25 protein-coding genes are annotated in these 20,528 nt (G+C 41.9%); 1 reads left to right on the top strand and 24 read right to left on the bottom strand.

Going from position 1 to position 20,528, the window contains the following annotated elements; genetic code table 11:
• From ACYQ4O_RS11110 to ACYQ4O_RS10995, 24 genes are all read right to left on the bottom strand, one after another.
• On the bottom strand, positions 1 to 434 hold a 434-nt coding region (locus ACYQ4O_RS11110), incomplete at its 3' end, for a hypothetical protein (protein WP_460175634.1).
• 64 nt (positions 435 to 498) lie between these two features.
• Positions 499 to 1,164, bottom strand: a complete 666-nt coding sequence (locus ACYQ4O_RS11105) for a hypothetical protein (protein ID WP_460175633.1) — start codon at positions 1,162 to 1,164, stop codon at positions 499 to 501.
• 18 nt (positions 1,165 to 1,182) lie between these two features.
• Positions 1,183 to 1,809, bottom strand: a complete 627-nt coding sequence (locus tag ACYQ4O_RS11100) for a phage tail-collar fiber domain-containing protein (RefSeq protein WP_460175632.1) — start codon at positions 1,807 to 1,809, stop codon at positions 1,183 to 1,185.
• 8 nt (positions 1,810 to 1,817) lie between these two features.
• On the bottom strand, positions 1,818 to 2,459 hold the full coding sequence (locus ACYQ4O_RS11095; RefSeq protein WP_460175631.1) for a phage tail protein I: 642 nt from the start codon (positions 2,457 to 2,459) through the stop codon (positions 1,818 to 1,820).
• A gap of 89 nt (positions 2,460 to 2,548) precedes the next feature.
• A complete protein-coding gene (locus ACYQ4O_RS11090) occupies positions 2,549 to 3,685 on the bottom strand; it encodes a baseplate assembly protein (RefSeq protein ID WP_460175630.1) in 1,137 nt (378 codons plus the stop codon).
• Between the two features lie 2 nt (positions 3,686 to 3,687).
• Positions 3,688 to 4,014 carry a GPW/gp25 family protein gene (locus ACYQ4O_RS11085; protein ID WP_460175629.1) on the bottom strand — a complete coding sequence of 109 codons (327 nt, stop codon included), beginning with the start codon at positions 4,012 to 4,014 and terminating at the stop codon, positions 3,688 to 3,690.
• Positions 3,995 to 4,405, bottom strand: a complete 411-nt coding sequence (locus ACYQ4O_RS11080) for a phage tail protein (RefSeq protein WP_460175628.1) — start codon at positions 4,403 to 4,405, stop codon at positions 3,995 to 3,997. Before ACYQ4O_RS11080 ends, ACYQ4O_RS11085 begins: the two co-directional genes overlap by 20 nt.
• Before the next feature lie 7 nt (positions 4,406 to 4,412).
• A complete protein-coding gene (locus ACYQ4O_RS11075; protein WP_460175627.1) occupies positions 4,413 to 5,072 on the bottom strand; it encodes a phage baseplate assembly protein V in 660 nt (219 codons plus the stop codon).
• The gene (locus tag ACYQ4O_RS11070; protein ID WP_460175626.1) at positions 5,069 to 6,163 is read right to left on the bottom strand and encodes a phage late control D family protein; all 1,095 of its coding nucleotides are present in this window, start codon (positions 6,161 to 6,163) and stop codon (positions 5,069 to 5,071) included. Before ACYQ4O_RS11070 ends, ACYQ4O_RS11075 begins: the two co-directional genes overlap by 4 nt.
• Positions 6,163 to 6,369: a tail protein X gene (locus tag ACYQ4O_RS11065; RefSeq protein ID WP_460175625.1), complete on the bottom strand. Its 207-nt coding sequence runs from the start codon at positions 6,367 to 6,369 to the stop codon at positions 6,163 to 6,165. The genes ACYQ4O_RS11070 and ACYQ4O_RS11065 overlap by 1 nt, the downstream gene beginning before the upstream one ends.
• An 11-nt stretch (positions 6,370 to 6,380) precedes the next feature.
• Complete coding sequence (locus ACYQ4O_RS11060) at positions 6,381 to 8,639, bottom strand: phage tail tape measure protein (RefSeq protein ID WP_460175624.1); 2,259 nt, start codon at positions 8,637 to 8,639, stop codon at positions 6,381 to 6,383.
• 60 nt (positions 8,640 to 8,699) lie between these two features.
• The gene (locus tag ACYQ4O_RS11055) at positions 8,700 to 8,966 is read right to left on the bottom strand and encodes a hypothetical protein (protein WP_460175623.1); all 267 of its coding nucleotides are present in this window, start codon (positions 8,964 to 8,966) and stop codon (positions 8,700 to 8,702) included.
• 217 nt (positions 8,967 to 9,183) lie between these two features.
• Entirely contained in the window at positions 9,184 to 9,465 is a 282-nt protein-coding gene (locus tag ACYQ4O_RS11050) for a phage tail assembly protein (protein ID WP_460175622.1), read from the bottom strand.
• A gap of 9 nt (positions 9,466 to 9,474) precedes the next feature.
• Positions 9,475 to 10,017 carry a phage major tail tube protein gene (locus tag ACYQ4O_RS11045; RefSeq protein WP_460175621.1) on the bottom strand — a complete coding sequence of 181 codons (543 nt, stop codon included), beginning with the start codon at positions 10,015 to 10,017 and terminating at the stop codon, positions 9,475 to 9,477.
• A 16-nt stretch (positions 10,018 to 10,033) separates the two neighbouring features.
• A complete protein-coding gene (locus tag ACYQ4O_RS11040; RefSeq protein ID WP_460175620.1) occupies positions 10,034 to 11,521 on the bottom strand; it encodes a phage tail sheath family protein in 1,488 nt (495 codons plus the stop codon).
• A 6-nt stretch (positions 11,522 to 11,527) separates the two neighbouring features.
• The gene (locus tag ACYQ4O_RS11035) at positions 11,528 to 11,752 is read right to left on the bottom strand and encodes a hypothetical protein (protein ID WP_460175619.1); all 225 of its coding nucleotides are present in this window, start codon (positions 11,750 to 11,752) and stop codon (positions 11,528 to 11,530) included.
• On the bottom strand, positions 11,745 to 12,269 hold the full coding sequence (locus ACYQ4O_RS11030; protein WP_460175618.1) for a hypothetical protein: 525 nt from the start codon (positions 12,267 to 12,269) through the stop codon (positions 11,745 to 11,747). Before ACYQ4O_RS11030 ends, ACYQ4O_RS11035 begins: the two co-directional genes overlap by 8 nt.
• Positions 12,269 to 12,805 carry a phage tail protein gene (locus ACYQ4O_RS11025; protein ID WP_460175617.1) on the bottom strand — a complete coding sequence of 179 codons (537 nt, stop codon included), beginning with the start codon at positions 12,803 to 12,805 and terminating at the stop codon, positions 12,269 to 12,271. The genes ACYQ4O_RS11030 and ACYQ4O_RS11025 overlap by 1 nt, the downstream gene beginning before the upstream one ends.
• Positions 12,802 to 13,101: a hypothetical protein gene (locus ACYQ4O_RS11020; RefSeq protein WP_460175616.1), complete on the bottom strand. Its 300-nt coding sequence runs from the start codon at positions 13,099 to 13,101 to the stop codon at positions 12,802 to 12,804. Before ACYQ4O_RS11020 ends, ACYQ4O_RS11025 begins: the two co-directional genes overlap by 4 nt.
• Before the next feature lie 12 nt (positions 13,102 to 13,113).
• On the bottom strand, positions 13,114 to 15,066 hold the full coding sequence (locus ACYQ4O_RS11015) for a phage major capsid protein (RefSeq protein WP_460175615.1): 1,953 nt from the start codon (positions 15,064 to 15,066) through the stop codon (positions 13,114 to 13,116).
• The gene (locus ACYQ4O_RS11010; protein ID WP_460175614.1) at positions 15,059 to 16,636 is read right to left on the bottom strand and encodes a phage portal protein; all 1,578 of its coding nucleotides are present in this window, start codon (positions 16,634 to 16,636) and stop codon (positions 15,059 to 15,061) included. Before ACYQ4O_RS11010 ends, ACYQ4O_RS11015 begins: the two co-directional genes overlap by 8 nt.
• Entirely contained in the window at positions 16,629 to 17,183 is a 555-nt protein-coding gene (locus ACYQ4O_RS11005; RefSeq protein ID WP_460175613.1) for a hypothetical protein, read from the bottom strand. The genes ACYQ4O_RS11010 and ACYQ4O_RS11005 overlap by 8 nt, the downstream gene beginning before the upstream one ends.
• A 61-nt stretch (positions 17,184 to 17,244) precedes the next feature.
• A complete protein-coding gene (locus ACYQ4O_RS11000) occupies positions 17,245 to 19,266 on the bottom strand; it encodes a phage terminase large subunit family protein (protein WP_460175612.1) in 2,022 nt (673 codons plus the stop codon).
• Complete coding sequence (locus ACYQ4O_RS10995) at positions 19,208 to 19,702, bottom strand: hypothetical protein (protein WP_460175611.1); 495 nt, start codon at positions 19,700 to 19,702, stop codon at positions 19,208 to 19,210. Before ACYQ4O_RS10995 ends, ACYQ4O_RS11000 begins: the two co-directional genes overlap by 59 nt.
• Positions 19,703 to 19,925: 223 nt before the next feature.
• On the opposite strand from ACYQ4O_RS10995, the gene ACYQ4O_RS10990 reads away from it, so the two are divergent.
• A complete protein-coding gene (locus ACYQ4O_RS10990) occupies positions 19,926 to 20,507 on the top strand; it encodes a hypothetical protein (RefSeq protein WP_460175610.1) in 582 nt (193 codons plus the stop codon).
• Positions 20,508 to 20,528 lie beyond the last annotated feature (21 nt).

The following is a 20,528-nucleotide window of genomic DNA, read 5'->3' as shown; positions in this document are numbered from 1 at the left end:
TTATCACGAGCCCATCCATTTGTACCGTTGGAAACCGACCAATTTGAAGTATTTGTATTGGTGTCTTGAGTCCAAACAGAAAACTCAGTGCCATCTCCACGAGTAAAAATTACCTGAGTTCCAGAAGTTCTGACTGATTTAATGTAAGTTGAGTTAATCTGTTGACCGGCGCTATCTTTATTCGCAGTATCTGCAGATTCAGATTTCGTAATAGTTCCAGTTATTTTGCCAGTCATAGTTCCACCGGCTAAAGGAAGACATACTCCAGCGTTTTCTTTTGCTTCCAGTTCGGTTTTAGTTGAATACGTTGCGGTTATCTCATTTCCGTCTTTGTCTGTTTTAGCTGCTTCTGCTACATCAACGTAAGGAATTAAATATTGACCTGTAGCAGGATCTTTTAAGAGCGCTCTTATTGCATCTACAATTCTTGACATAGTTTTTTCCATTAAAAACGGGATGCCTATCAAAAACATCCCGTTCAAATTAAATTAATTCAGATCACTCTGTTACTTCTACATAAGAAATGCCGTCGGTAATGCCGTACCCAGCTAAAGTTGTGGCCTTGTCAGCTTTAGCGTTGACTTTGGTTTCAAGTCCTGTCAACGCTTCCTTAGTAGCAAGAGAAGTTAAGTCTGTTTTCATTGCGACTTTAGATGTGTCTACAGATACTTGATTGTTCTCAATGTTGATGCCTTCTCCAGGGGTATAGACATCAACAAGATCTGTTACCTTGATGTAAATGTGAGAGTCTTCAGCATTAGCAAGTACAAGATCAATGTACTTATCACCGACTTTAAGCCCCTCCAATGGAGCATCTGCGGTTTCACAAGTCTTGACAGTACCGCTTTGGACTACCATGTCTTTTGGAATGTTGATCTTTTGGCCTACCTGTTCTCCATCTTTCGTGAGATAGTAAGTAGCAGAGAACCCGTCATCGGCGGATGCTGCTTTGGCAATAGAGTATTCAGCAGCCGCAGGAATTTCGATGTTAACTTTTTTGTTAACGATTTGAATTTCTTTTCCGTTTAAAGAAATAGTTTCGATCTTGTTTTCCTGAGCGGAAGCAAGATTGCCACCATCAGCTGTAGTAACTAACTCTGCTTTAGTTTTCGGGAACAAATTATTCCCTTGATAGTCTTGCAGTTGGATTTTTTTATCAGCCATATTTATCTCCTTTAAAAGTTAAGACTGAAGTTCAGAGAAAGTGACACTGTTTGCAGTGTCGATTACGAGTTGAACGCCGTCCTGGTCAGAAACGACGTCATAAGCAATAAATCCTTCAAGAGCCTTTTTGACACCTTTGGGTGTCACCGCTCGAGTTGTATCTTCACCGTCCACTATCTCCTGCACTGTGGCTAATTCAACGACGCCTTGAGTTTCAGTTGTCGCCGGCGGATTCATAAAATTTGTATCGCCTGTAATGACTATGTCACCAGCTGCCGCACTCACTACAGGGAAATCCAACGACAGAAGGACATAAGAGTTCGCTGCTTTTTGAATAATCGGGGTGTCTTGAGCATAAACGGCAAAGAGCACACCTTCTTTTGTAAACACACCAATTTCATTGACCGTATATTCTTCAATATCGGTATCTCTTATTGATATGTGGATAATGTTGTCGCCAACAGGCGCACCGCTGATAGTGGTAAGTGTTTTAAACGGTTCTAACAGGGCTGTTTGTGTTTCAGATGCCGTATATTTCCCACTTCCAAATTGAACACTAGACAGCTCTAACGCATTTGTTCCATTTTTTTGAGCATTGATTAGCGCTTCTATACCTACCTCTGTCAATATGATTTTGGTTGCCATTTTTTCTCCTAAATTCGAACGTAAACAGCTGGACGCGGTGCAAGAGTCATTGCAATTTTGGTTACTATCGGCAAGCGCTCTCCTATAAGTCGCACGTACGAACATGCTGAACAGACTGCGCCGATTCGCAATGTTTCTTTGTAGTTTCTGGTTAGAGTCACAGATCCGTGACTGCGAATTGATTTAGCTTCATAAATCAGATCGAAAAGCTCTTCTTGCTCTTCCGCAGTCAAGTCTTTTCCAATATCATCTAAAGGAATTGTTACACTGAAGGTGAAAGGTTGACCTTTAGGCTCCTGCTGCCACCATTCGACAATTTCGAATGGAGAAACAATTGAGCCCACCGCTTCCTTGACTGCCAGCAAAGTACCCCGTCTGCGTTTTGTCTCAATCGTGGCTTTGATAACAGCAAGCTTTTTATCTTTTTCCCATAGGCTATTCCACACTGCAACATGAAACTGCACTGCTAAATGATCAAGCTGGTCAGAAGTGAGCTCATCGAGTCGAGCAAAAACCGAAACAAGCCGAGTACACTGAGAAAGAATTTTTAACTGCGGGTCTATTGCTTTTGCAGCGTTTGAAACAGTCTTATCGCTGGCCAAACTTTCAGGCAATAAATTATCTAGTTCTATGTCACTTAGTCTTTTCATTTCAATAATCGCTCCACTATTTTCTGACCAAAACAAAACCGCCGAAGGTTCGAGCCTTAAGCGGTTTATTTCTTAATTGCGGATAATGGTTAGATGTCTTTGTATCCCTTAAAGTTGACTTTTACATCGGAACACTGAGCTACTTGATCCTCACCTAATTCTCTAAAAGCCTTAGGCTCAAAAGTCGCTTCATCGATTCTTGAAACACCGGCTAAGCTAACTTGGGTTATTAACTTAGATGGAGAGATATCACGACCGATTTTGCTCTGTTGCCAAACTCGGTACTCTTCAACAGCATTTTGAACAGCCTCTCTGATACCTGCTGCGTTTTCACGATCTTCTTTATTAATCCAGTAATCGAGTTGAATTGAATAGTTCACTGGCTCAGGAGCTTTGCACACAACATAATCAGTTAGTGGTCTGAGATTTTCAGAGCTTAAGTGCTCTAAAAGAGCTTCAAGGAAGCTCTCAGAAGGCAATGTTCCATCTTCAAGAATCGTATAAACATCGACTTCTCCAGGCACCGGAGATATAACTGAGACATCACTAATTGCTGGTGAAAACGATTTCGCATGGTAAACGTACGCAAGTCTCGGTCCAGCTACGGAATAACTATCAAGTCTTAATCGAATCCTTTCTGCGTAAGACGCATCATTTTCAATTTCTGAGCCTCCCTCAGACACTGTTATATTCTCAGCAGAAAGCAAAAACGCTTTAGGCGAAACAATCGTACTTATTTGTCCTGCAATGTACTCATTGCCTACGACCCCAGGGACAAGACAAGACGCTGAAGTTTCACCTTCTAATTCTCCCGGAGGAATTACTAGCTCCTTATCAGTTGCAAAGCTAACATCGCCGGAAGAAACTTCAAAACCTGCAGGAACCACAAAAGCATTAGCTAATCTCTCAGACAAAGTAAATTTCAATTCAGTCACAGCTTTTGAAGCAGGAAGACGCTCAACATCTACCCACACACCAAGTGCATCCAGATACTGTCCTTGGGCGTACGTCAGCAAATTCTGTTGCGCCGTCCAATTCACCTGATTTCGCAATTGGATAATAACTGCAGCAATCGTTAATAAAAACAATCTGACAGGATCGCCTGATGCTAAAGACCGCCCGGAGGCGGTCTCATATGCTTTGATAATTTCAGATTTTATTTTTTCAGCATCGGTTTCTAAAAAATTAACCTCTGGCAACCCCCAACGGGGAATAGTTTCCGGCATATTTATTCCTCAATCTCTATAGTAATTTTGGGAGTAGTGATTCCTTGCACAGTCAATTCCTGCTCTGTAGAAAAGTCGACATTCTTCACTTTTGCTCTGGGTTCATAAACAGCCAATGCTTGTATTAATGCGGATTGAAACAGCGTATATGCCAAAGCAACTGGCTTATCCAGCATATCCATCGACATACCAAAATCGCGGTCCAAAGGAACAGTGCCAACCCTTGTAGAAATAATTGTTCGAACATTCTGCAAAACTTCTTCACTCACCGTTTTTGGAGCAAAGCTGATAGTTTCTTTGCTGGCCATATCAATTAAATAATTTGACATTACCCGCCTCCGAAAACGACACAGAAACTTCGGCAACAAGGCAAGAACCACCCTTACCAAAGTACCTATGCTCAACACTGTATTTTTCAATCACCATCATGCCCATGTAACAGCCTCCAATGATTAGAGGAAGCGATAGATGCTGTTCAATTAGTTTTTCAAGCAGAGGAATTCCAATCAACGGCGAAATGCCTCTATCAGCATCAAATCTGAGAGTAAAAGAAACCTCTAACGGCGAAAAACCAAGGAACTCTTTAATCGTTTTGCCTAGATAGACAGCGTGTTCTGCCCATCTAATTTGTTTCGAAGACTTAAGGTCCTTGTAATTAAATATTGAACTTTCAGAACAGTAAAACGGCATAGGACCGTAACAGCCTAAAACATTATTCATACTGTACCTATTGAATATTAGGTGAGTGAACCTCGCCTTCAAAATCGCCTGTTCCAGATACCGCTAGATTACCGGTTACAGCAACATTCCCTTTGAAAGTTAAATCTTTTGATTCAATTGTTGCCTTTGAGCCATTCAACTTCATTGAAGTATTGCCAACCATTAAATTCAGTACAGGCGTTTTTATATTTACTTCGGCAGCCCCCTCTATGTTTACTTCAGACGTGCTTTTCAGAGCAACTTTTTGCACAGTTTCAACTTCTACATTGTTCTTGTCTACCTTGATTTTCGTAGAACCTATTTCAATTTCAAAAACCGATACACTGCGGTCAAATTTGAATACCGAACCGTCTGAGAACTTAATCATTCGCACATCTTTTGACTCAGACGGAGCGTGAATCTCCCCTGCATATATCGAACCTAATATGTATCCATCTTCAAGTCCAGATGTACCAAAAAGGCACAATACATCCTCCCCTATATCCGGCAACCAAAAGTCCTTATTCTCAATTGAATTGGGAATAACTATCGGAAGAAGATCACTCACAACAGAATCGTCATCATCGAAAACAACTCTCGCTTTACATTGTGCCGGTTGAACTTCAACAACCTCTCCTAATTTCATGACAGCCATACAGCGATCATTTTGTTCAGTATCAAAAATCATGACTTAGTTACCTTATGCATAGAAAGGGAAGTCGTGTACCCATTTCCTAAAGAGTGGTTTGCCTCATCGATATAAAAGTTCCCATCGAAACTACCAAAGCCGGATAACTTCACTACTTCTCCAGCACAAAACAGTGGATTTCCTACAATTGAAATATCTGCAGTAATGCTTTTTGAGTTTAATTCCCGCAATTTTGCTTCCGCTAGGCGTTTGGCTTCAGAGATACTTGAAGCCCGTTTTTTCAACTGATAGTCCTGTGCAGACTCATCTGCATTAGGGATTTTTGCCGTGTACTCCAACACTGCAGGATTCTTGCTTTTTTTGACTCGATGTCCGAATTTATCAAACATCTCTCCGCCAGCAGTACCATCCTTTTTAAGTTTTGGATTTCTGTACGTAACTGTCACGCTCTTGTACATTTCACTGTGTGACTGAGAAAATCTAAAAGACAGAATCTCTGATTTTCCTACAGCAATAGTCCCTACCGGCTCCTGTTGCTCATATTTCGACTTACTAAAAACAACTAACAAACCATCAGTTACCTTAACTGAGAGCCCGTTTTCATCACACAAACGCTTCAAAAACCTAAGATTGCTTTCTCTGCTTTGGTCAATCCGGTCAAATTTTGGGTCCTCCTCTGAATCAAAGAGCAACTCAATCCCACTTTCTTCAGCAATTTTCTTTGCAATTGCTGAAAGTGTGTATTTTTCCCATGCCTTGGATTTAACAAGCCTGCGGATAGACACATTTAGCGGGACAGATACGGCATTGATTGAAACTGTTCGGGGAGGACCTAAAAACTCAATACTATCTACAAAAAAAGTCCCGCAGTTTAATTCAGGACCTTTACTGACAGGAGTACCAGTGGCAATAAATGCCTGAATTATCATTCCGCCATCTGGAGACCACGAACCAGCCCATTTTCCGATTTCGTCCTTAAGCGTAATACTGATTTCATCTGCCTCATCTGCATCTTTGTCGTGATAAGAAAAGGAAAGCAAATCCGGATTCAAATATTGAGTCATATTTGACTTATCTTTACCCCACAAAACTCGCAAATATGCCTGCCGAGGCTGAAAAGCATCAATCATCATGAGCTCCTTTTCCACGGAGGTAAGCCCTGAATCTTATCTGCAGGCACGTCAATATTTGGCGCTATAAGCTCAATACCTGCAGGAAATATGACAATTTCAGAATACGCAGGATTGTTCTGTATTAATAGAGACATATATTTTTCCGTGCCGTACAGTTTTTTACTGACAATATCCCATGTATCACCCTGAACGGTTTTGTACATAAATAATCCTCTTAATAAGCCAGACGTCTCTCATTGGCCAACAGTCTTTCAAGCTCTTTTTTAAGATTAAAAGCAGCTGCATTTGCTGCCTTTTGAATATCTGCAGAAGCATTACCAGATCCCTGCACTTGAATTGTCAAATTGACATTCACAGGAGACGATGCCGGAGCATTTCCAAGCATAGAATCAAGACGAGAAAGCGGAATGACTGCTTCAGGCTCCGAACCTTCTCCAATCTGGGCTAAAGTCGAGCTTGTTGCGATACCGCCAGAAGCTAGAGCAGGAATCGGATTAAGCTGAAAACCTAAACCTTTTCCACCGATGCCGGGAACCCAAGACGGTACTTCTACATTTGCATACTCATTGATCTTCTCAATTACAGAGTTGACCATCGCAATCATGGTATTGATAGGAGTTTTTATTCCGGCAACTGCTCCTTCAAAGCAACTACTGACATAAGCACTTATTCCACCAAAAGCCCCCTGAATATCAGCCCAAAGCTCAGATGCTTTTTGTGTCACAGTATCCCAATTGTTGTATAGGTAAACTCCTGCAGCTACTGCTGCACCAATAGCAGTTATCAGCATACCGAGCGGGTGAGCTTTGCAAACTAAGTTAAAGGCGGCCATTCCCAACTGAGCTGAACCAACAGCTGTTTTAAAGAGGCCAAAGGCAAATGAGCCTGTTTTAACTAAAGTAAAAACAGGAATTGCTGCAGATGCAAATACGCCAAATCCTCCTGCAGCTAAGCCAACAGCCTGAGTAAGCATAGGATATTCTTTGATTAGCCCGGTGAGCCATTGCAATCCTTCAGTACCAGCTTGCGTAACCTTTCGCAGTGCGGGCTCTAACTTTTCATAAAAAGCTATGCTCACACCTTCAAGAGCACTTGTCAGACCTTTGTAATCTCCTAAAAGGTTATCGTTTTGCTTGGTTGCTACTTCTTTTGCGGTTCCTGATTTCTTAACTGAAGATATAAACTCTTGCAATGCTCCTTTGCCGGCTTGTTCCATCAGCACAAACGCTCCGGACATTGCTTCCGTTCCAAAAATTGCTTTTGTATAAGCTGCTTTTTGGGCTTCAGACATCTTAGCCATAGCACGATTAAGGTCAGCTAAAACATCAGGCATCTTACGCATATTTCCAGCTGCATCAGTTGTCTTTACTTTTAAAGCTTCTAACGCTTCTACTCCTTCTTTAGCTGGTGCAGACAGTCTCAGCATAATCGCACGCATGGTAGTACCTGCCATTGAGGCTTGTATACCTGCATCACCTAGTTTTCCAGCCATAGCCGCCGCTTCTTCAACTGAGACTCCCAATGATTTTGCCACTGGCGCAGCATATTTCATTGTCTCTCCCAGCATTGAAAGCGAGGTATTAGATTTAGTAAATGTATTAACTAAAACATCACCAACCCTACCCATCTCACCCGCATCTAGGCCCATGCCAGTAAGAATATTGGACCCAATGTCAGCTGCAGAACCTAAATCAATTCCGCCTGCAGATGCTAAATCAAGCATTCCCGGCATTGACTTAAGAATCTGCTCTTTATTGAAGCCGGCCATTGCAAGGAATTGCTGTCCTTCTGCGGCTTGTGATGAGGACCAAACAGTAGACCTGCCAAGTTCTTTTGCTTGTTCCCTCAATGCCTGCAATTCTTCTCCCGAAGCTCCAGACACCGCCCCGACACGTGCCATTGCAGAGTCAAAACCCGCCCCAGTTTGAATTACTCCAGAAAGCTTTGAACTTATAGCCATACCAGCAGCGGCTGCATACGGAGAGTTGGATTTAACTGATCCAACACCAGCCTGAATATTTGATAAGCCTCGGTTAGCTTGAGCAGATACTTTACTTAATAAACGCTGCTGCCTGGCTAAAGATTCATAACTTTTCCCTACTGTTTTCAGCTTACTTTCGAGCTGAGTCAGAGAGTTCCTCTGCTCTAACCAAGCACCTTTAGCTTGAATAGATGCGGTATTAAGACGGTTGAAATTATCAATCATCGACTTTGAAGGATTCGATGTTGACAAAATTTTTTGTCGCAAATGCTCTGCCTCAGAGCCAGCTTGTGCCCAGGCTTGTCTTGCAGATTCAGTAGCCGTACGCCGAGCTAAAACAGATTTAACATCTGAATTAGCCCGGTTAAGTCTCTTTACGGCTTGTTCAAGAAGCGATGTCTTTCCCTGAGCCTTATTCATGACCTGAGAGAAATTAGTGCCAAGAGCCGCACCAACCACAAAGGACATCTCAAAGTTTTTTGAAGCAGACATAACGCATCCATAAAAAAACCGCCAAAAGGCGGTATCAACAGTTAGAAAATCTAAGGATATTTAAAGTAATCTTTCTTTAAGCCAATCATTAACACGCTTATATAACTTTGTTTTCATGAAAAGATATAAAGAAAAGGTATAAGCCAGGAAAATACAAGAAACTTCAATCAGCTGTGGGTTATCTGCAATTAGAACAGATACTGACTCCCAACAAAAAACAAGAATACTCAGCAAAATCAACAAAAAAATCGGCACAAACGCGTAACCGAGAATGACAATGAACGCAGTTCCGAAAATACTCACGAGCAATAAACTCAGGATATTCATGAGAAATCCTCCTACGCTCATTATATGATTTATCTGTATTTTCTTAAAGACTTTTCCTGTTGCCGGTGAACATCTTCAAGAGTTTTCGCCATGACATCCGCCCAACTATACAAATCTACAATAGGCATTTGATACCATTCAAGAAAAGATAATCCAGTGCCAGTCAACGCCAAACGGATGCAAAGCGACTTTAAATATCTAACAGGATTTTCTACATTTAAGGCATGTAGCCGAAAAAATTTTCAACAATACGTCCAATACGCATATAGTCACGACCATCCGGCATAGAAGTAAAAAACTCTACCGGCAACTTTGCTGCTCTAGCCGCAAAATACTTCCAAGTGATATTAGGAGTAAATGAAATATCACTGTTAGCAACCGTATTAATTTGCTTATAGACTGCCTCTACATCAGCCGAACTCATACCATCGAGATCAAGTTCAATTTCGTCATAGTTTTTGCCTTCAAAAGATACAGGCTTCAGAAATTTATATTTCATATTCCTCTCCTAACCTAATCCCAAAGCCTTACGAACACCACCCAACTGGTCGTTACCATTGATTTTGAAAATCATATTAAATTTATCAATTTCTAATGACTCTTTATCATCAATAAAAATTCTCAGATAAGTGGTCTCAATTACTGTTGTTTGTTCAGTTTTTCCATTAACTTCGGCAGAACCAAGAGCGGAAGTTTTTACCATTCCGCGCAAATGAATTCTCACTGCTTTAACTTTATTGTCATTGGCAGATGCATTTATTTCATTCTGAGCAATTCTAAAAGTCAGACTAACCTGTCCGTCCTGAAGCAAAGTAATTGCTTCAGAGGTGATACTGTTCCAATTGATGGTTGACTCCATCGATTGAAAATGCCCCGGGATTGGTGTTTCAACCTCCCCAGCGATACCAGAACCCGAAAGAGTATCCGTCATTTTCTGAATCTCAGGAAGATCAACAGTACCAACTCCTAAAAAGACGTTGCCTTCATCAGCAGTGACATTAAAGTTAATTGTGCGGTCAGGAATATAGTTTGCACCGTTTGTTTGCGGCATTTATTGTCTCCTCAGCTTAACTAAACAATGCTGCTAAGGCAGCAGGATCGTATTCAATAATGAATTCAATATCGCGATTAGGTGGAGGCGGGGTAATTTTCACATGGAAGCGAGAAATACCGTCTGAGAGATCCGTAATGGGATTTTCTACATCTCTGAATTCAATGGTTCCGGCGATTAAATATTCACGCGCAACAAGTCCATTCAGCCATACTTGAATAGTATTAATCACGGACTGAACTTGCCTGCGGTTCAAAGGCTTATCAAGCCTCTGCCAACAGGTTTGAACTACCGTGTTAATAATCCAGTTGATCATCCTGCGAATAGGGATAAAAGAGTCTTTCGGATCTGTATTAGCCGGATAACACGCAGTTCTATTACCAAAAGCTCTAAAACCTCCGATAAAGTTCAAACCGGTAGTAATACCTTGACCATTCAAATATTCTGCGTTCGGCAGAGAAAGCGGAATTTCAGAGCCGTCAGAAAGAGTCAATCCGGTTGTACTCAAATTCTTATTAGAAGGAGATTCATAAGGTACGCCACCGTTATCGCTGTCTACCTTAGCTATGAGCCCCGCAATCTGAGTGGAGAGATGATAAAGAACTCCATCTTGCTGAATCATTGGCCAGCAAAGAACCTGAGCAGGATCTACAACATTATTAGTGTTTTTCCAATTTGAAGCATCAGCATAAGCCTGAACTTCTTCAGTCGGAATATCACAGATGCAAATTGCTCTAAATACCTCATTAATACTCACAGCTTTAGAAGCCATAATGCTTGCAACTGTTGAATTATTTGCATATCCGGGAGCAATAATAAATCCTGGCACCACCCCAAACAGCGGGAATACATCTTCAACGAGCTCAAGTCCTTTCTTGACTTGTTTTTTGTCAATGTTGGAAATACCGCCAATAACATCATCGGTTGTTACTTTTGACGGGTCACACTTCTCAGCTGAAAAAGTCAACTCCTCTCCAACAGGACAGAGAAAATCTCCATCTTCGTTTTTCAAGGAGGTTATAACGAGATTTCCTTCATCATCAAAAGCTAATAAAAAATCTTCATCAACCTTCAATTCTTTCTCGGAAGCGCTTATCCGCACAGTATCCAAGAGAACTCCGGTTTCAGCAACGAGTACTGAACCAGTTCTTGAATCAAGAGTAACGGCTGATGTTTCAGCTGATGTTTTATGTTTTGATGGGTCTAAAACATTTACGATTAATGCAGGCCCTACTCCGAATAATTGAAACTGTGAATACATAAATTCTGAAATTGTGTATTCATATTTTTTCAGACCAGAAAGTTCATCCTTTTTCGGAGGAACATATCCGAAAGAAGCAAAAGCCTCAGCATAATTTTGAACATATTTAACCTGGTTTACATTGCCATCAGTCATGTTGACTGGAGCAGTACCAATGATTAAAGGTATCGCACTAGGGACTGACACGACCGGAATCATTCCGGTTGCAACTTCAGAACTGTGGACTCGATGCATATAAGCCATTATTGCTTACTCCTTAATAACTCTTTTATAAAAAACATTTAAGGGGTGACCTTTTTTTGTAATGTCAAGACGCGCTTGAGCTAATGCATCCGCATTAACAATAAGACCTGCAATTGCAGGCCTTTCTTTGATCATCTGTTTAACAAACGGCGGGGTAGCGCCGTTTTCAAATACTGAATATCGGTTTAGTCCAGGTAGTCGAGGACCAACATATACTTTTGCTTTAGCCATAAAGCGCCTTCCTTAATGATTTCTCATAGTCTCCACTCTTGCCATTAGGGAACATTGCCGGACGACAAATTGGAAAATCAAGAGACCACTTTGTCTTAATTTCCATTTGCCAATAGGGCCAGGGTTGGTCCTCTAACGTGTCCCATTTAATTTCAGGCATCAAATGAAACTTGTTAGCAAGAGCAGACTGCGTAAAGGGAAGAATTGAATTGCGAATAGCAGATACAACATTCAAAGCATCTCTGAATCCTGCAGAATCCTTAGCATAAGTTCCTACAAACATAGAAACATTAATCTCAAGAATCTGTTCATCAGTGGCAGATGAGGTAGCTCTCACAATCACAAACGGATAAGGATCTTCCGAATCTTCTTGTTTGACCGGAAGATAAGAATCAAATATCTTCAGAGAACGTAGTTTTCCATCATGCTCAATATCCGGGCCTCGAGTAGGAAGCACTATGTTTTTAAGTTCCTGCTGCAGAAATTCTCTTAAACGGTCGCATAAATCTAGTTCCATTATTTAATCCTTTTCAAAACACGGGAAACTTCATGTTTTAGTCGTTTCTCGAATGTTTCTTTAGCATCAGAAAGAACTGTATCAATCATGCGTTCATCGACCAAGCCTGGAACAGCCGGACCAAATACCGGTTCGATTGGATAGGAATCTTTGCCTTTACGCTTAAACGCAATTCCTTTGCTTACAAAACCTCGTTCGATTCGTTTAGTACTGCCCTTGCGTATTCCCAAACGAACCTCCTTGCGTTTTGCGCCGGTGGTATCCGACTGAGGTCTTAAAGAAAACTGATTAGCAAGAAGATTCGGACTTTTTACTTGGACTTGACCTTCTGTAATATCCGGCTTCTTGATAAGTTTCGTTGCAATAGTTTTCCGTATGACCTTTGTCTTCACTGTATATTTCTTTTGAATCTCTCTTCGAAGAGAGGTTTTGCCATGTGAGACTGTACGGCCCATAGCAGAAAACACCGCCTTCTGAAAACCGTCAGGAATCCCATCAAGAGCTCTTCTTGCTCTATCAAATGCATTCGAGCTCATTCGTTATTTTCCCGGGCTGATATAACCAGCATTCCCTGTTCAAACGAAACCGCGAGAACTCTGTGAAAGGAACCGTCAATTGAAAGAGTCTCATCAACTTCGGGAGTACGAATTTCTCCTTCTTTGACATAGATTTCAAGGGTACTTTCAAAAATACCGCGGTTCATGTTTTCTGTCCACGAAGCCTTATCGATGTGGCATTTGACATTTTTGGAACCGATCCGGTGCTTTTTTCCGAAATCTGCCAGAAATACATCGTGGATATCTTCGTCAAACATGCGATCCAGATCGTCCATTCTTAGCTCCTATTATTCTCCGGACACATCCTGTCCTTCTTGAACACCTGAATCTTCTTCTCCTGCCTGCGGAATAAATCCAATAGCAGGTGTCTTGATATTTGTAATACGAGCAAAAGATTCTGGATGTCTACATGCAACATCAATTGACTGCATGATTCTCAACTCAATACCGCCTCTACGGAAAGCGGATTCGCTAAATGCGTTAGGTGTAATTTCAACAAAACCCCACTCTCCAATGATTAAGTCAGACCAATTACCGAAGAAGAAATCACTTAGGTTCTTTGTATCTCCCAGGTCGTTTCTAACAAAATTAGATCTGTTTACTCTATAACCATTGAGTTCACCTGGAGCACTGTTTTTTCTGGCGTCAGCTACTTCTTTCCAAAGTGGACGGCCATTTTTATCGACCAACTGCTTAAGAGCTCCGACCGTTCTTGAATTAGCTAAATAAGCAAGAGCTCCGACATCGGCATTTGCACCGGCAATAACAGTTTCCATGTCAACAAGATCTGCAAATGTAATATCAGCACCCTGTTTATCGAGACTAAAGACGCCTTTCATATTAGCTAAACCGAGCGGTTCATTTTCCTTCCCAGAACCATACAATGCTGCAATATCGAGACCTTTTGCCATTGCCCAAGCAAGATCATCTCTAACAAGTGCTTCAACGTCAGGTGTTGACTGCATGAGCATCTTATATGTAATTGGAGCAAAAGCCGCAGCCGTTTTCATAGTGAGAGATACTTTACCGTAGGAAGGAGAAGTCTCTTTGGCCTCATCCTTTTCACCATCAATCCAGTAAACCTCGCTGGTACCGGTTTGTTTCGGAATATCAATGTCTCCTTTCAGACCAGTAAGGATTTTTGCTCCCATTTGAGAAATAGCCGCTCTTTCACGCAAAGCGCCAATAAGATCGTTTGCACGAAAATCCGTTGCAATAAGAGCTCCTGCCGCAACTGAGTCTACCCCTCTTGAAAATCTAAGCGAGGTCGGCATAAGAAAACCGGAAGACTCGTGGTTATAGCTTCTTGCCAAATATTCAGAAACCTCTTTTTCAAATCCTGCTTTAGACCAATCATTTTTAACTAATGCCCTAATCGCTCGAATAAGACTGTAATTCTTAAGCTCTTCGGCATCGATACCTGCATCACGTCGACATGCTGGTGCTGCAGCATGGAAACGAGATTGTTTCACAATATCAAGAACAGCTGCTCGGGCAGAATCGATTGAAGCACCAGTATTAATCAAATGATTACGCAAATTGTTGTCGACATCAAAATCTCTGCACATGGACTCAATCTCCGAGATTCTTTTGCGTTCGACAAGAATCGGGTCTTCGGGTTGAGAGTGCTGAGAAGACAATACGCTTCTTTCTGCTGGTTTAGGTGCAGAAATTTTTTCTTCAAGAGGTTTAGACATAGTTATTTCTCCAATAGATCTATAAACACCAACAGTAGGGTCTGCCGGCACAGTTACAAGTGAAATTTCCATTAGTTCCCAATCTCGGGCACGATAAAGAGGAGGTTCGTCAGCTTTCCTATCTGGTGATCTAACCTCTTCAAATTCGTAGACTTGATATCCAATTGAGCAATTGACTAAGACCTTGTCTCGGATAAGTTCGAGAGCCTTATCTCCTTCTTCGCTTTTTGCAAGACGAACAGTTGCATAGGTTCTTTCACCTTCCTGCTCAATACCTTCAACAACACCAATAATCTTGTCTCGGTCGTGATTAAAAAGGAGAGGCATAGATTTTTGTCTCTCCCCTTGCCTCATTGCTCCTGCAGTGTGGTCAAGAGTTTCTTTCCAGTCTCCAAAATAAGAATGGCGCTCTACTATTTCAGAGGAGCACACAGGAAAACGAATGATTCTTTCCGAATCCTGGTCTTGTTCCCTCATAGAAAAACCGCCAATATTGCAGCTTCTTTTCCCTATTCCATCAGGTTTCCTGATTCCATCAGGCATCTTTATCTCCTTTGTCTATATCCTCACCTTCTTTTCCTTCTGAGCCTTTTACTTTCTCATCAGAATCAGAGCCTTTGGATTCCGACTGTTTAGAGGCGAGAGAGACCTGACTGCTAGGCAGAGGAAACTTCAAACCAGCCTTTTTCAGCAGTTCTCTTTCTCGTACTTTTGTTGAAATGAAATCTTCTAAATCGGTACCGCTTCCGCTTTCAGCCAAAACATCACTAAGGGTTGTGAATCCGTTTTGAACGGCAAGTGCATAAGCTTGTACTTCTTTGGTTGGGTCAACCCAAGACCAACCACGCGGCATAAATCTCACAGACTGATACTTTTCTTTGTTTTGGAAATAATCCGTAATCTGAATCTCTCCGGACAAAACAGCCATATCAAGCCATTTTCTGTAAATAGGTGTCAGATAACTGCTGATAAGCCAACCTTGAATAACACGCCAACGGGAACGGTCATCCAAAAGTGAAAGTCTTGAGCTCGAATAATTCGATTGACTGTAATCGCGGCTTAAGGATTCGTAAGAAACTCCAACACCTGCCGCAACCTCGCGAATCATGTATCGCATAAACGGGTCAAGGCTAGCGTTTGGCCTTTGAGGAGCAAAACCGGAAAATGTCTCTCCAGGAAACAATCTCAAAAGAGTTCCAGCCCTATCAAGTAAAGAGCTTTCTCTATATCTTCTACTGGCAGCAGGTCCTCTATCTTCAACATCAGAACCCCACCCAAGACCAGTCTCGTTTGTGATAAAACCAACTACATTGGCACTGGCCCTTGCTGCCGCGACTTCGGAATCGTTATAAGTCTGAAGATCCCGTAAACGCCTCATAACAGCATGAAGCCAAGGGACACCTCGTGTTTGAGGCCATCGATTAACTACATAAAGATGAAAAATCTCATCAGCTAAAACTCGGTGGTATTCAGGGCCATTCCATCCAGAATAAAAAACATCTCCCGGATGATCTTTGTAAAGCCAATAGGCTTTTGGTCTCTGCCATTGGTCAACTTCAATACCCATGCGGCAAAGATTATTTCCTCCGACATTAATTCGAGAATCGTTGTTAACCAAATAATCAGGTTCGATAAGCTCTAATGAGAAAGGTATTCGACTTTCTCCAAATGGCTTTTTGACTACTCGAATCAAAAATTCTCCGTCAGAAAAGACCCCTCCCATTGCTAAACGCAATAGAGCAGTCATATTCAATCGACCAGAAACTTCGCAGCTGCCCTTTTCACACCATCGTGACCACGCATTTTCGATTTTGTCGTTAAGCGAATCATCCAAAACCCCGTCATTACCGGCAACAGTTGCTTGCATCCTAATACCATTGCCTACGACATTATCTACAACGATTGACTGAGCATTCGCTGCATATGGATTGTCTCTGATGAGCTGGCGAGAACGATTCCTTAACTCTGTTAAGCTCTGAAAAATCTCGGCATCACTGCTTGTAGAACTAGGCAACCAATCGCTGGTAAAACGGTCAGTTATTGCACCTTGATACTTACGCTGCCCAAAAATTCCCGAGATAACCCGGCTTAAAAATGATTTTTTCTTAGTCATTACGGAACCTCACGAGCGAAACGCGAGGATCGAGCCCATAGCGTGCTGCTCTTTCCTGCATGACTTGGAACTCCCAATACTCAACGAGCTTTTGAAGTTCTCCAACATCTCTAAACTGGAGCTGTCTTGTACCGATTGTGTAACTTTTGACCCTTCCGTTCGTTTCGGTAAAACGCTGTAAGGCTTTCTTTGCTTGGGCTAAAGCCTTTTCTGCCTCTGTTCTCGGGTCAAAATCTTTAGATGTCGGAGAAGCCATCACAGAAATCGAAGAACCTAGAACCATCGTTTTCGAATAGCAAATCTCCGAATTGGCAAAAATACAAACAATGTATCCAATACCAGGCGAAAGCTTTTCACTTTCATCGCTTCCTAAGGTTAAATCCAGCCCTTCTTTAATCGGTTTAGCGATAAGTTTTGCTTGTTCTTCTCCAACCTTTAGGAAAGCCTGAATTTTTACCTCTTTAGGGATTTTTTGCCAGCGGATATCCGCATGCTCTATCCAGGAAGCAGAATCTCCCTGGAAGATCCTTGTTGGACCGATTAACATAAGTAATTCCCAAAGAAAAAGGACCTTGCGGTCCCTCAAATGTTTCAATTAATCTTTAATTTCAGTTTTTAGTCCATCCAGATGCATGAGTTCCTGCGAATGGGTCAGTCTGCTCCTCTACATCCTGAGCAACTATCAGCTCTTCTTGCTGACCTGTCTCCTCTTCTTTCGTGTTTTCAGCTTCCATCTGGCTAAATAAATCTCCTTGAATTTGCTCATTTAGGATTTTTTTCCACCCCTCGTGAGACTTCAAATGGAGTTTTAAACTTCTAGCTGCATGTAACGCATAAACCTCGCAGTCCAAAGCTTCATTACGGCACCCTGACTTCTTCTGCCAAACCCGTTTAAAACCTCCACGGGTAGGAACTTTAACTTCAGACGTTAACTGTTCGTAATAATCAGCCCTTACAGCGGAATAGTTATGCATTCGCCCTGGTCCGTTGCCTTCAAGTTTTATTCTGCCTCCGGCACCCTCGAAACCAAGAATTAAGTCTTTTGCACGATTAACTCCGACTATGTACGGCTTTAATCCATACCGAGAGGCTTTGTTTTGGTGATTTACATCGACACTTGGCTTAGGAGTTGTGAAAATTTCTCTTGCATCTGTCTGGCTTGAAGCACCTTTAATCGCCATGTAATGATGTTGTTTGTGCCGCCGGACATATGAATACACAGCATCATTAGTTCGACCGTCAGAAGAGTCGATAGAAACCGCCTTTACAGTAAGCTTTGCGCCGCTTTTTGTTCTAACAGTACGTTCAAATAAAGCGTCAAGGTCTTTCCATATTTCAGGCTGCATAGTATTTCCGGGAATCTCTCCCCAGTAAACAAGCCATGACTCTTCATCCTGCCCCCATGCGCGAATAACGACCGCCAGACGGTCGTGCTGAACGTCAACTCCTGCAGTAAGAATCACTCCATCCACAGGAACGGTAAACTCAGCATAATCAATAGCTCTTTCAGAAAGAGCTTCGGCATCCGGTAGGTCACTGGCATACTCGTATGCCCTTCCAAGCTGAGAGTTGTAAAAAGCACGCATTGCCGAATCGTCCCCGGTCTGCATTTTTGCATTTGCACGCAGATACTTTTCTACGATGATGCGCATCGTAGAACCAGGGAATGGACTATAAATTTCGTTAATGTAAAAACCGGCTGTATCGGTAAAAGGGGCTGTTGCTCTCCACTCTCCCTTCCGAACAGCAGCGTTTTTTTGAGCTTCTGTCCACTGTTCGTGACAGTGCGGACACTCATATCGAACACTGGAGAGGTCAGCATTTCCGAAAACTTCATGCCTCACACACTCGGTTTCTTTCCATTTAACATTTTCCCAAAGCAACTCTTGGAAAACTCCGCAACTCGGACAAGGAACAAAAAATTTTCGTTTGTCACTAGCATTGTAGGCGGCATCAATTCTGCTAACGCCAGCAACCGTTGGTGTGCCGCCAAAAATCACCTTACGGCGATGGAATGTTTTAGTTCTTTCCTCAAGAAGTGCAATAGTATCGCCCTGGTCTGAAATATTCTCATTACAGTCATCAGGTTCTTCGATTGCAACTACCATCGCGGGAGTTGACTTCACACTCGCCGCAGAATTTGAACCAACAAGTTTCAAAAATCCACCCGGGAATCCCTTGAAATCCCACTGATTTGACTTATCTCGCTTCGAATAAATTGGTATTTTCTCAACTAATCTAGGCGTTACCTCAATCATTGGAGTTAGTTTTTCATTTGAAAATTGCCTAGCTGCACCCTCTTTAGCAAACATTACGATCATCGGGCATGGGTCGATATCAATTCTTTTTCCCAAATAGTTGAGAATTACACCATCAGTCCAGCCAACTTGAGCACTTTTTAAGGCAACAACTCGATGAATTTTAGGGTCATCCAGTGCTTCGTGCATGCCGTTAATCCAGGGCGTAAACGCTGCACTGTACCTACCAGGCAACGCCGTACTTTTCGCACTCATAAAACGGTACTTTTCAGCCCAAGCGGTTGTCCCAAGTTTTTCTCGAGGACGAAATACTTTAGCTGACTCTCTCAAGACCTCTGCAAGCGTTCTCGACGCTATTTCTGAGCGTGTCAATGATTCGTTCCGTGATGTATTCATTCAAAAAATCCATGTCTACATCGATGCCGAACTGAGCATCGAGAATTGGCTTAACTCTTGAAATCTCACTTTTCACACCTGCAGCCATACTCTGGCACATCTCGTTAAGAACATCTTTTGCCGGCTGTTTTTCAATGATGTTTCCAAGCTCTTTTTCAACTTTTAACTCAATAAGTTTTGATTCAAGCAGCTCTTTTCTTGCGCGAGACTCGCTTAAATCCTGGTCACGTCCGGCTGCCTCTTCACGCAACCGCGTGATGTACATTTCTCTCCACTGGTCAAGTGACCAATTGCTGCAATCCTTCCAATTCAAGCCAAACTTCTGAACAATCAACGCAAAGGAAGGTCTTGCTAGAAATAAATGATCAGCCACCTCTTGTTGTGTCAATTTTTTGGTTTCATTTGCTGGCATATTCAATTAAATCAGGATGTTGCCCCCTTAGAAGGGGCTTGAGTGTAGAAAATTTTCGGGGGTTCCGACCCCGCATGCTCTGACCCTTGGGAAGGACCCATGAGAACAGTTGGCCTGATTGATTGGCTCAATCAGGAAAGCCTATCGTCAGTAAACAGCATTAGTTAAAATGAAGTCAAAGACGAACACCTCTAATCGTCAATAAGTGGCCAAAGGAACAACAATGCAAAAATCCACAGTCCAAACCAGTCACCAAGATCCATCTCAGAACTCCTTTGATGTGACAATATTTTTATTAAATAAAGCCTCGGAAGAATATCAACGTGTCACCATCGATATGTACGGTCAACAAATGGCTAATATCAAAACATATCTCTGGACCGCTAATCTGATACTAACTGGAGCAATTTTTATTTTGTTTCAGTTCAAAGGAAGTTGGAATAACCCAGACGTAAGCATTGTTGCTTTAGGATTATTCATCACTGTTATATGTTGCCTAATAGCCATCCCGCTAATTCTTTCTTGTTTATTGTGCAGTTTTATAAGGCCAATTGTTGGCTACCCTCTTTGGGAAAACTGGCACAAAGATTTAAATAGACACTTAAAAGATAAAACTCAAACTGATTCTGAATTTTTGCAGACTCTACTAGAAAGATATGACGAAGCCATTGAAGCTAACCGTAAGAACATAGTCTCTAACGGAAACAAACTATCTCTCAGTAATAAATTTCTAATAGTAGGAATTGGCATGGCTTTACTTTCACTTTTGTTTCTTGTCCCATGTTTAATCAAAGGAGGAATATGACGGAAAATAAAAATCCAACGC

The organism is Turicimonas sp. TL08, from assembly GCF_054660695.1.
Note: the sequence above shows the minus strand (reverse complement) of the source record. Positions and strands in the feature narration are given on the sequence as shown.